Source organism: Pedobacter sp. (assembly GCF_035566355.1).
Classification (GTDB): Bacteria; Bacteroidota; Bacteroidia; order Sphingobacteriales; family Sphingobacteriaceae; genus Pedobacter.
Map to the genome: position 1 here is coordinate 1 of NZ_DATMRL010000568.1, position 11,427 is coordinate 11,427.

The window sequence follows — 11,427 nt, forward strand, 5'->3', positions numbered from 1 at the left end:
ATTTGCTGTTGATATTTTACCGGGAGAAATCGGTACCAGCGATATGGATTCAACAGGCTTTAGTGGGTGTATTGATGAGGTAAGGATATGGAGTTGTGGAGTCTCCGGAGCTACTTTGAGCGCATGGATGTACCGGCCTCTCGGCCCTGGTCATCCTGATTTTAATCGGTTGAAAGGCTATTATAATTTTGATAATCTGGAGAACGATGTGAGTCTGAACCTGGTTGGAAAGGGAGCTCAGGCCTATCATCTTAGAAATACCAGGAAGAAGTATAACGGAGATATGCCACTGGCCTATCTGGTTAAAAATGATAATCCGTTGTTTGTCTTAGCGGAAAAGAAACAGCAGGTTTTTAATGCGGTGGTGATACAAAGCGAATGGGATGCTGATCAAAATGCAAAAAATGATGAGCTTTTGAAGTTGAGAATTGTAGTCAATGGTTCGCGTTCCCCTCTGAAAATGACCGCGTTGAACCTGGATTTTTCTGGCTCGACATCACTAAGCGATATGGCCAGGGTACATGTTTATTACGCTGGCCAGTCCCCGCGCTCCACCACCAGGATTGAACTGTTTGGTAAGGGGAAAAAACCAGGTAAAGCAATCCGGTTTACGGAAGGGGCAGCTCGTGCCTATCCATTGAAAGAAGGGGTAAATTATTTTTTAGTAACACTGGACGTGAATAGAAATGCGGTAGCTGGCAACACGCTGCATGCAAAGGTGAGTTCCTTTATTCTAGACCATCAAATACATATTCCGGAGGAAGACAAGACCGCAAATATCCCCAAATTGATTACCCCAAATTCTGCTACAAATCCAAATGCAATAAAACTATTGCAGTGGAATATCTGGCATGGCGGGTTACATCTTGGTCATATAGAGGGACCAAACCGGGTTAAAGAATTGATAAGGAATACAAATGCAGATATCATTACACTGGAAGAGGGGTATGGCACACAAACTATGTTGGCTAGCGCTTTGGGTTTTGAGTTGCAGACGGCCTCACCCACAGAAAATCTAGCCATCATCAGCAGGTTTCCGATGAAGGAAAGTTCTTCGAATGCCAAGTTTAAATCTAATGTAGCAACCGTTACATTGCCCAATAATAAAAAAATATTGATTGGGAACTGGTGGTTAAGGTATGCCTCCAAACATGAATACACGGGTTCTTATGCCAATACGGGCTTGAATAGTGAGGATTGGGTTAAAGAAGACCGGGAACTTGGAGCTGTTGATGCGCAAACTAATCTCGACAAAGATATCGATCCTATACTTCGTTCAGATCCCACTTTGCCGGTCATTATTGCTGGAGATTTTAATTCGGGAAGCCATCTGGACTGGACAGCCAGAGCTGCCTTTTTACATTATGGTTATGGACCGGTTGATTTCCCTATTTCAAAATTAATGTTGCAGCGGGGTTATACGGATAGTTATCGAATACTGTACCCCGACGAGGTCACTTATCCGGGAGGTACATTTGCAGCCATTTACGGGCATATGCAAACTTCGCGTATTGACTATATTTATTCTAAAGGACTGGGGTTAAAAGCCAGGTTTTCAAAAATAATAAGGACACCTCCTCAGATTGATGATGTGTGGCCTTCCGATCATTCGGCGGTATTGACCGTGTTTTATCTATATTAGACCCTACTATGATAGAGATGATATCAACAGGTATTGGCTGGCTGGGCGTATGTTTATGTACACTGGGCTATTTACTGTTAAGCATAAAAAAGTTGACTCCAGAATCGTGGGGCTTCCAGATACTGAATATCACTGGTGGATTATGTTTGTTAATAACCGCTATTATTGCTGATGACACACCAAATGCAGTAGCCAATTTATTATGGGCTTCTATTGGTTTTTATGCTTTAACAAAAGGTTGGAGAACAAGAGGTACATCAGGTAAGGATTGAACTGGAAGACCTAAAATTTCATAAGCCTTGTTTTTGTAATCGTCAAGTTTTTCTTTATAAGCTTTTTTATCGTTTTCCAGTGAAAGGTAGAAATATGCTCCATCTACAAGTACAAATATTAAATCGGCTGCAGCTCTGGGGGAGGTGACATTTAACAATTCTTTCTTATTGCATTGCTCTATCATTGAGGTGAGCTCAGAACGGAGCGAGTCCAATATGGTTTTATATTTGGCCTTAATCCTTTCTTCCCGGAAAGATAAAGCGTAAAACGTGTAGAACAAACCGTCGTCAAACAGGAGATTCCACTTTTTAGAGAAAAGCATTTCGATCGTTTTTTGCAGGTCGGCAAGCGTAATGTTTTCTTTGTTTTTTGTTTTATAAATAAGAAGATACTTTTCCAGTATGTAGTCTATAAGCGCGTGGGTTAAGTCGTCTTTAGTTTTAAAATAATGTATAATAAGGCTTGGATTAATATCCATAACCTTAGCAACTTTAGCAATTGAGGCGTTTTCATAACCGTCTTTTCGGGCGGTATCATAAAATACGGTGATAATTTCTTGTTGCCTGATTTCTTTGAGGCTTTTTCTTCCCATATAGATTTTATGTAAAGCGCAAATTTATCAAAGTAATCTGTATTCGGAAATGAATTAATAATGGATTAACATACTCACCTCAACTGATCTTGTTTTTATAAAGCGTATGTCAAAAAACAATCGATAATAGTCAATATTGTATTGGTTTTCAGCTGATAAATTGGGCTATATTGTAAATAGATTGATTGACTGTTCAATTAATTTATTAATACAGTCTTAACTTTTACTTGTTGGCATGAGTATACATTTGCCCTCGATTTAAGAAGTGATCAATCTTAAACCAATAAACTCAAAAACTATAAATTGTATGGAAAAAAACTACACTTCGTTCTCGTTGTTTGGACGGGTTATGCAAAAAAGGCACTCACTATTCTGGATGATTTCCTTTTTTCTAATCACAACGTCTGCTTTTGCGCAAAACATCACCCTAAAGGGTAAAGTTTCAGACGCGGAAACCAAAGAAACCCTTCCTGCCGTAAGCATTATGGTGAAGGGGACCAAACAGGGGATTTCATCTGATATTAATGGTTTGTTTACCATGAATGTAAGCCCCAATGCAGTGCTCATTTTTGCCTATGTTGGTTACAAACAACAGGAAGTTGCACTTCATGGGCAAACCCAGTTAAATGTTTTAATGCAGCCACAGGATGGGGGACTTGAAGAAGTGGTTGTTGTTGGTTTTGGTACCAAGAAAAAAATCAACATTGCGGGTGCTATTGATCAGATTTCGGGTAAAGACCTCGAATCACGTCCTATTTCGAATGTAATGCAGGGTTTGCAGGGAATCAGCCCAGGTTTAAACATTACCTATGGAGGTGGAGCACCGGGTACAGTTCCTGTTATCAACATCCGGGGTATGACCTCCATCAACGGTGGTTCGCCACTTATTGTTATCGACGGAATTCCTGCAGCAAGCAATGACGATTTATTGAGGTTAACTCCTGCTGATATTTCATCTTATACTGTGCTTCGTGATGCGGCATCAGCAGCAATTTACGGCGCAAGAGCTGCCTTTGGTGTCATCCTGATCACCACAAAACAAGGTGCTGTGGATCGCCAGACGGTTAGCTATAATATGCTCAGTACCTGGGGAAAATCTACTATTCTTCCTAAACCGGTTACAGATCCGTACATCTATTCCAGGGTTCTGGAAACATCAACCAATAACACCCCATGGGATTATGTAAACTATAGTGACCAGTATTATAAATGGGCAAGAGAAAGATCAGACAATCCATCCCTTCCTGATACAAGGGTAAACTTAACAGACCCTACCAAATGGGAGTATATGGGGAGTAACGACTGGTATAAATATTTTTTCAATGACGCCAGCTTTTCACAAAACCATACTTTGACATTTTCGGGCGGGGCAACAGTTAATAATACCCCTTTAACCTATTATTTGTCTGCGGATTATACCAAAGAAAATGGATTGAACAAACTCTCCGATGATTTCTGGAACCGATATGGTTTAAGACCAAGAGTTAGCTTTTTACCTTTCAAATGGCTTAAAATAGATAACAACCTGAATATTTACGAAACCAAACGGGCCTATCCGTATACCGGCATTACCGATCTGTATTACCTGCAACCAACAGATGTAGCGGTCAATCCAGATGGTACCTGGGCCAATACCAATGCAGGGCGTTTGGCGGCCAAACTAACGGATGGCGGTAAGAACCTGGAAACAATGTTTGGTTTTCAAAACATCAGCAGCGCCACCGCAACTTTTTTAAACGGGGATTTAGTGGTCAACGGTGATGCTTCCTTTAAACGGGAACTGTGGAAATATCATAAGGATTCCAAGTCCTATAAAATCGGATACGGACCAAATGATGTTAGGGAAGAAGGCGGCACAGGGAGTGTAAACGAGAAAAACGGTTATTTATATAATAATGCCTTTAACTTGTATGCAACCTACAGAAAAACAATAGGTGACCATTTTTTCAGCGCAATGTTGGGTTACAACTCTGAAAACTATAACTATTCTACCGTAACCTCCTCAAAAGATGGTCTGATTTCTTCTTCTTTACCCTACCTTGGCTTAACCAATGGTGCAGCGGGGGTTGGTGCAGAATACTCGGCTTATGCCACGACGAGTGGATTTGGCCGTTTAAATTACACCTATAAAGAGCGTTATATTTTAGAGGCTACCGGAAGATATGATGGTTCTTCTCGTTTTTCTTCTACAAGACGCTGGGGTTTTTTCCCTTCAGCTTCTGCAGCCTGGATAGCTAGTGCTGAAGACTTTTTTAAGCCATTAGCGCCAGTGTTATCTACCTTTAAGCTGCGTTCTTCTTATGGTTCATTAGGAAACCAGGCCATCAGTAGTGATCCTTATCTTCGTGATTTTGGTTATATTCAGTCGCTGGTACCAGGTACATCTGGATATCTTATTGGTGGGAACAGTCAAAGTCCAATTATAAAAGGAGCACCGGGTTTATTGGTCGATCCGAATACCTATACCTGGGAAAAAGTATCTACGCTTAACATGGGAACAGATGTTGGTCTTTTTAGAGACAAGTTCCTCCTTGGATTTGATTATTTTATTCGCAATACCACGGGTATGCTTACCGGAGGACAAGAGTTACCAGGCGTACTTGGAACTCAGGTACCGAGGCAAAATACGGCAAATTTAAAAACAAAAGGATGGGAGTTGTCTGTAACATACAGAGATAACTTTTTGGTTGCTTCCAAGCCTTTTAATTTTCAAGCAAAGGTTTTCCTTGCTGATTCCCAAACAGAAATCACTAAATTTCCAAACGATCAGAATCTTTTCAGCAACTATAGGGTAGGTCAAAAAATTGGAGAAATCTGGGGGCTTGAAAATGATGGCATGTTTCAGAACAAGGCAGAAATAGCCGGACTTGATGAGTCTGCTATTATTCCCTGGGGCGCTTTGTCTATTGTTCAGGGCTGGCCGAAATATAAAGACCAGGACGGAAATCATAAAATTGAAAAGGGTTTAAGCTCAAATGACCCTAAAGATCTTAAAATCATTGGAAACAGCAGCGACAGATATAGTATTGGTGCCAATTTTAACCTAGATTGGAATGGCTTTGATGTTTCCATATTCTTGCAAGGGGTATTAAAAAGAGACTTTTATCCGCACCACTATTTATTCTGGGGTCCGTACCAACAGCCTTATGCCAATGTTTATCCATGGAATCTGGACTTTTACCGCGCTACAGGCGATTCACCTGAGTTAAGAGCTCAGCATTCGGCATCTTATATTGCTGCAGGTCTGGCCGATGCGAATACCAACTCTTATTATCCTGTTTTGCAATCCTGGTTAGCGGATAATAACTATGGGGCAGGATTAGATATTCCACAAACCAAGTACCTGTTAAATGGAGCCTATTTAAGAATTAAAAATATCTCCTTAGGTTATACCTTACCTTCTGCGTTTACCAAACGCTTTAAAGTCAACCGCCTTCGTGTATTTGTAACTGGTGATAACCTGTATGAATTTTCATCTATAAAGAAATATATAGATCCTGAAGCTGTAAACCAAGGTCCAAGCGCGTGGGCATATCCTTTTCAGAGAAAATATGCAATCGGTTTAAACCTGGATTTTTAACTATTAATCAGCTTAACAATTATTAAAATATTAGTTATGAAACCATATATTAAATATATTCTATTTATTGCAATTGCATCTGTCGGTTGTAAAAAAAGTGACCTTGACCGTTTTCCGCAAACAGCGATTTCGCCGGGCCTTTTCTTTAATACAGAAAGCGATCTGAATTTATATGTCAATGGTCTGCTTTTGATGCCAGACAGAGGAAGCTACTTAAATGACCAAAGCAGTGATAACGTAGCAACAACAGCCAATGTAGAAGTGAAAAATGTAATGGCGGGTAGTGCCAATTCGCAAAATATTACTTCAGGTTGGGAGTGGAGCAGATTACGTGACATTAATTATTTTTTAGAAAACTATAATAAAGCAAAGGTAAGTGCAGACATAAAAAATCATTATGCCGGACTGGCCAGGTACTACCGGGCGATGTTTTATATAGATAAAGTGAAGCGGTTTTCTGATGTGCCATGGTACTCCGGTACCATGAACCCGGGGGATAATGCATTATACAAAGCACGCGATCCGCGGAAGTTGGTGATGGATAGTGTGATGTCGGATCTTGATTTTGCTTATCAGCATGTTCGGGAAAACGTGCCTACCGGTACACCAGGAAAATGGGCTGTAGCGGCATTCTATACCCGTACAGCACTGTATGAAGGTACTTACCGTAAATATCATTCCGAATTGAATTTAGCAGCAACAGCAAATGTTTTTCTCGAAACTGCTGTTAAAATTGCTGGTGATGTGATGGCTTCCGGAAAGTTCTCCGTGTATAGTACCGGAAAGCCTGAACAGGATTATGCGACTTTATTCAACAGTCAGGACTTAACGACGAATACTGAGGTGATACTGGCCAATATTTTTGATATGAGTAAGAACAGGAGCCAAAATGTTAACGGAACAGTTTTCGGTGACTATGAACAAGCTCCGGCTAAAGACCTGATCCAAACGTATCTGATGAGGGACGGCAGCCGTTTTACAGACCTGCCAAACTACGATAAACTGAGTTTTGTAAAGGAATTTCAGAACCGTGATCCAAGGCTTTCCCAAACGATGGCTTATCCCGGATGGATCAGAGTTCCGGATACCAAGCCTTACATTCAGAGTTTAAACAAAAATTTTACGGGTTATCATCAACTCAAGGGATATGTGAACAGTACGGATGCAAGTACTTTAAATGGTGTAGATTTTCCGGTATATCGTTATGCAGAGGTATTGTTGAGTTATGCTGAAGCGCTTGCTGAACTGGGTACGTTAAAACAGCAGCAGCTGGATGTTTCTGTAAACCTGCTCAGAAGAAGGGCGGGAATGCCCGATCTTAACATGGCTCAGGCAAATGCATCGCCAGATCCTCTTTTACAGCAACAATATGCAAATATTACATCAAATGCTGGGGTAATATTGGAAATCAGAAGGGAAAGGAGAGTAGAATTCGCATTTGAAAACACCAGATATGATGATTTGATGCGATGGAAAGCTGGGAAATTATTAACCAAAAGCCCGGAAGGTATGTACTTTGCAGGATTGGGAAAATATGATTTAACAGGGGATGGTATTGAAGATATTATATTGATAGATCAGTCTTTAACTATTCCTGCTGAAGAGAATAAGGAAAAGAATTCATTAGGGGTAAAGCTGGTCTACTATCGTACAGGTACAATCGGCTCCGGTGCTACAGTATATCTTAAAAATGTAAATACAGGTAGCCTTATTGTAACGGAATCCGTAACACGGAATTTTGATGAGCCTAAATACTATTATCGTCCGATACCGCAACAGCAAGTGTTGCTGAACCCTAATCTGAAACAAATATTCGGATGGTAACCGTTGGTAAATAGTTCTTATTTGAATATGTAATTGAAAAGATGAAACTGAACAGAAGATCTTTATTAAAAACAGCAGGATTAGCTACAGGCGTAGTGATAACCGGAGGGCTTCCTGCTTTGGCTTCCGGGCTTGACGGAGAAAGTAAAAATGGTAAAAAACTGGCCATGACGGTTGCGCATATTACGGATGTGCACATTGGGGCGGGAGAAAATGCACCTGAGCGGTTTAAAAGCTGCTTAAAGCATATTATAACTAAACACAAACCAGATTTCTTTTTAAATGGTGGAGATTCCATAGGTGATGCTTCTTATGATCACGTAAAATATGACCAGGTTATTCAGCAATGGCGTATTTGGGATGAATGTACTTCTTTGCTTGATCCTTATGAGGTGCATAGTTGTATTGGTAATCATGATCCGTGGTGGAAGGCGCCCTCTAAAGAGGATGAGATGTACGGGAAAAAATACGTGGTTAAGCGGTTGAAAATCCCCAACAGGTATTATAGTTTCAGTAAAAAGAACTGGCATTTTATGATACTTGATAGCATTAACGATAATGTTTCTATAGATAAGGAGCAGTTTGAGTGGCTGGAGAAGGAACTGGATAAAGTTCCTGCAGGTGATTCGGTATTGCTGATGTCTCATTATCCGATTTTAGGGACTACTCAGGTTTTGGTGGGTGGTGGTCACTCTGATTGCAAGAAGCTAAAGGATTTGTTTTATAAACACCACAGTAAGGTTAAAATTTGCCTGAGCGGGCATAATCATTTGTCTGATCATACGCATTATAATGATGTATTGTATTGCTGCAACGGGGCTATGAGTGGTTTTTGGTGGGGCAAGGGCGATAATGAATCGGCTGGACCCGGTTATTATCTGGAAACTCCTCCGGGTTATGCGATATTAAAATTGTATACGGATGGAACGGTAGAGAATGAGTATATCCCGCATTCTTTTTAATGGGATGAAATTTTAATTGAAGGAGGTGCCTTTTCAGGCACCTCTTTTTTTGTATGGGCAAGGTTCGGGAAGGGCTTGGTATAGGACTGGAACCCAGCTTCTGCGTATTTGCTGCGGTACTTGTTCGGTAAAAGGGTGCTTTTTCTGGATTTTCTGCGCAGAAGGTGTGGAGTTGATGCGACTTTGTCTGAAGGAAAGGATTTAATATAGCTTGACGTCGTTATTTTTTAATCCTGAATTGGCTTAGTGGGTGAAAATATGTTTTATGATCTAGCTGAATCTTACAGATTCTGAGGCTTGATCATAAAAACATATTTTCCTGGGTGCAGACCGGTGAGGGTGGTGAAAGGGAAACTTTTGTGTATCAATCGGCATAAGCGATCAATCCGCTATCCTGGGCTTGGGCTGCATCTAGCATTTGCAGCAGGGGGCTTACATCACTATCAGGAATGGCTTGTTTTTGAATGTTCTTCCGGATTTGCTGGATTAAATCCTTATCCCACCGAAAGTCTGAGTGATAATCAAATCTTTCTGGAATGATCTTCTTGAGTTTTAATCTTTCAAAGGTCTGCTGGTTGATCTGGCCAATAATGTTACCTCCTGTTTCTTCAGGATAATTCGGTACATTTTTCTCATCGGGCAATAAATAGAAATCTAGCATATTTTTTTGTCTTGAATTGGCTTAATGGGTGAAAATAGGATTTATGCTCTCTCTGGACCTTACAGGTCCTGATGTTCGACCATTAAATCCTATTTTCCTGGGTGCAGACCGGAGAGGGTGGTTAGAGAAATGGTTTTGGTTATTGTTGATGTAGCTATATTATAATGTGGGTTTTAATATCGTATTTTGTGGTTTTGCGCAGAAAATTGGAGTGTTTGGCGCGCGTTCTTCCATGAACTGGAAGAACTGGGGAGGGTATTAGAGTGCTTCGATTTCCTGAATCGAAAGTTTGGTGGTTTTGGCTATAAATTCATTAGATAAGCCTTCTTTTTTTAATTCCTGGGCTATTTCCATCTTACCTTTAATTTCGCCATTAATTTCACCTCTGATGTACAAGATGTCCTTTTCTTCTACAAATATTTTTCCTGTTAGTGCCATGTTTTTAATTGATCTTTTCTCTAAATTACGCAATTGCATCAAAACGCGCAATTGTTTTAAATATCTTCCTTGCTCTAATTCTCCAATGCCTTTGTTTTCTATTTCCTGAACGATCTGTTGTAAGATCATTTCTGTATCCTTGATCTGGAGATACTGAGAATGGCCAGCATCTTTTGTTCTATTTTCTCTGAGTTTAGAAATACCTGGTAATCGCTCTCCGAAAATGTAAGCAGGTTATACCAGAAGTGGAGGTATTTGTTTCTGATCAGCATGGGCATAGTGGGTTTTCCTGGACCAATATAGATTAGCCATCAATGCCGATGTGACTAATCTGGCGGACCTGGAAAGCGTATTTAAAGACACCGCTGAAAAATATTGGACAATAAACAGCTTTGGGTAGGAACTTCCTGAAATTTCTGTAATTTAAAGGTCTGGATTAACGCAATAGATGAAAGAATTAAATAAAAGACAGGTTTGGGATTATTTTATACTAATTGCCAGGATATTGCTAGCCTGGACACTGGTACGCTATGGCTGGGGTAAATTAACCGATGCTCAATTTGGGGTAACGGAAAAAACGATGAATCTACCGTTAAAGGATGTCGATTTGTTCAGATTGTCATGGTACTTAGCTGATCATGAACCTTTCAAATCATTCATTGGAATTTCTCAGATTTTTGCTGCAATCCTCATTTTATATAACCGTACTGTTATTTTAGGAGCTCTTATGTCGATTCCTATCTGGATAAACATCTTAATCTGGGATATGACATTTATGGGGCTATACACGCCATTTACAGTGAGATTACCATTTTATTTGCTGCTAACTTGTTTAATTCTTTGGCACTATAGAGATAAAGTATTACTAGCCTTGCAAAACTGCATCAAAGGCACCTCTACCAAATTTAAATACCCCATTTGGGCCTATTTACTTTTACCATTTTTAGCTGTATGTTTAGAACTCGTTGGGGCACTTCCAAGTGTTATTCATCAATTGTTTAAACACCTATTTAACTGATCACGTTACGGCAACGGTTAGCATCTTACTGAGTCTTACAAGTTCTGAGGCTCGAATCAGGAAAAATATTTTATTGGGTGCAGACGGGGGAGGGTGGCGAAATAGAGGGTGAAATGGTTCCTGGAGAATATTACGCGAGCGGGGCCATGGGGATAATTATTCGGTATGTAGCTGTCCTATTGAGTGGGTTTAATATCGTATTTTGTGGTTATGCGCAGAAAATTGGAGTGTTTGGCGCGCGTTCTTCCATGAATTGGAAGAACTGGGGGAGGGTATTAGAGCGCTTCGATTTCCTGAATCGAAAGTTTGGTGGTTTTGGCTATAAATTCGTTAGTTAAGCCTTCTTTTTTTAATTCCTGAGCTATTTCCATCTTACCTCTGATCTCACCTTTAATCTCTCCATTAATTTCACCTCTGATGTACAAGATGTCCTTTTC

Annotated in this window: 10 protein-coding genes; 6 read left to right on the forward strand and 4 right to left on the reverse strand. The window is 40.2% G+C overall.

Annotated features, from left to right (window positions below; translation table 11 throughout):
* Together VNZ46_RS22255 and VNZ46_RS29435 are read left to right on the forward strand one after the other, a co-directional pair.
* Positions 1 to 1,642 (forward strand): BNR-repeat neuraminidase N-terminal domain-containing protein (locus VNZ46_RS22255; RefSeq protein WP_325562730.1); only part of this gene is annotated, 1,642 nt, incomplete at its 5' end.
* 17 nt (positions 1,643 to 1,659) lie between these two features.
* Positions 1,660 to 1,914, forward strand: coding sequence for a CBU_0592 family membrane protein (locus tag VNZ46_RS29435; protein WP_414693523.1), 255 nt, complete (start codon positions 1,660 to 1,662; stop codon positions 1,912 to 1,914).
* Here the strand turns inward: VNZ46_RS29435 and VNZ46_RS22260 are convergent.
* Complete coding sequence (locus tag VNZ46_RS22260) at positions 1,863 to 2,507, reverse strand: TetR family transcriptional regulator (RefSeq protein WP_108555914.1); 645 nt, start codon at positions 2,505 to 2,507, stop codon at positions 1,863 to 1,865. The two genes, VNZ46_RS29435 and VNZ46_RS22260, sit on opposite strands and share 52 nt — an antisense overlap.
* 307 nt (positions 2,508 to 2,814) lie before the next feature.
* Here VNZ46_RS22260 and VNZ46_RS22265 point away from each other — a divergent pair, with 307 nt between their 5' ends.
* From VNZ46_RS22265 to VNZ46_RS22275, 3 genes are read left to right on the forward strand one after another with little or no spacing between them, the layout of a single operon-like run.
* Positions 2,815 to 6,087 carry a TonB-dependent receptor gene (locus VNZ46_RS22265; RefSeq protein WP_325562733.1) on the forward strand — a complete coding sequence of 1,091 codons (3,273 nt, stop codon included), beginning with the start codon at positions 2,815 to 2,817 and terminating at the stop codon, positions 6,085 to 6,087.
* A 36-nt stretch (positions 6,088 to 6,123) separates the two neighbouring features.
* Positions 6,124 to 7,911: a RagB/SusD family nutrient uptake outer membrane protein gene (locus tag VNZ46_RS22270; RefSeq protein WP_325562735.1), complete on the forward strand. Its 1,788-nt coding sequence runs from the start codon at positions 6,124 to 6,126 to the stop codon at positions 7,909 to 7,911.
* Between the two features lie 41 nt (positions 7,912 to 7,952).
* Positions 7,953 to 8,873: a metallophosphoesterase gene (locus tag VNZ46_RS22275; RefSeq protein ID WP_325562737.1), complete on the forward strand. Its 921-nt coding sequence runs from the start codon at positions 7,953 to 7,955 to the stop codon at positions 8,871 to 8,873.
* A gap of 364 nt (positions 8,874 to 9,237) precedes the next feature.
* Here VNZ46_RS22275 and VNZ46_RS22280 read toward each other — a convergent pair whose 3' ends face one another.
* From VNZ46_RS22280 to VNZ46_RS22290, 3 genes are all read right to left on the reverse strand, one after another.
* Positions 9,238 to 9,534: a hypothetical protein gene (locus VNZ46_RS22280; RefSeq protein ID WP_325562739.1), complete on the reverse strand. Its 297-nt coding sequence runs from the start codon at positions 9,532 to 9,534 to the stop codon at positions 9,238 to 9,240.
* A 258-nt stretch (positions 9,535 to 9,792) separates the two neighbouring features.
* Complete coding sequence (locus tag VNZ46_RS22285) at positions 9,793 to 10,101, reverse strand: hypothetical protein (protein ID WP_325562741.1); 309 nt, start codon at positions 10,099 to 10,101, stop codon at positions 9,793 to 9,795.
* Positions 10,098 to 10,244, reverse strand: a complete 147-nt coding sequence (locus VNZ46_RS22290; protein WP_325562743.1) for a hypothetical protein — start codon at positions 10,242 to 10,244, stop codon at positions 10,098 to 10,100. Before VNZ46_RS22290 ends, VNZ46_RS22285 begins: the two co-directional genes overlap by 4 nt.
* 176 nt (positions 10,245 to 10,420) lie before the next feature.
* Here VNZ46_RS22290 and VNZ46_RS22295 point away from each other — a divergent pair, with 176 nt between their 5' ends.
* Complete coding sequence (locus VNZ46_RS22295) at positions 10,421 to 10,990, forward strand: DoxX family membrane protein (RefSeq protein ID WP_325562745.1); 570 nt, start codon at positions 10,421 to 10,423, stop codon at positions 10,988 to 10,990.
* The last annotated feature ends 437 nt before the right edge of the window (positions 10,991 to 11,427 follow it).

What these genes read in the sequence shown, in the direction of transcription:
- VNZ46_RS22280 (WP_325562739.1), bottom strand. Translation starts at nt 9,534, where the DNA reads ATGCTAGATTTCTATTTATTGCCCGATGAGAAAAATGTACCGAATTAT.
- VNZ46_RS22265 (WP_325562733.1), top strand. Translation starts at nt 2,815, where the DNA reads ATGGAAAAAAACTACACTTCGTTCTCGTTGTTTGGACGGGTTATGCAA.
- VNZ46_RS29435 (WP_414693523.1), top strand. Translation starts at nt 1,660, where the DNA reads ATGATATCAACAGGTATTGGCTGGCTGGGCGTATGTTTATGTACACTG.
- VNZ46_RS22290 (WP_325562743.1), bottom strand. Translation starts at nt 10,244, where the DNA reads ATGCTGATCAGAAACAAATACCTCCACTTCTGGTATAACCTGCTTACA.
- VNZ46_RS22285 (WP_325562741.1), bottom strand. Translation starts at nt 10,101, where the DNA reads ATGATCTTACAACAGATCGTTCAGGAAATAGAAAACAAAGGCATTGGA.
- VNZ46_RS22295 (WP_325562745.1), top strand. Translation starts at nt 10,421, where the DNA reads ATGAAAGAATTAAATAAAAGACAGGTTTGGGATTATTTTATACTAATT.
- VNZ46_RS22260 (WP_108555914.1), bottom strand. Translation starts at nt 2,507, where the DNA reads ATGGGAAGAAAAAGCCTCAAAGAAATCAGGCAACAAGAAATTATCACC.
- VNZ46_RS22275 (WP_325562737.1), top strand. Translation starts at nt 7,953, where the DNA reads ATGAAACTGAACAGAAGATCTTTATTAAAAACAGCAGGATTAGCTACA.
- VNZ46_RS22270 (WP_325562735.1), top strand. Translation starts at nt 6,124, where the DNA reads ATGAAACCATATATTAAATATATTCTATTTATTGCAATTGCATCTGTC.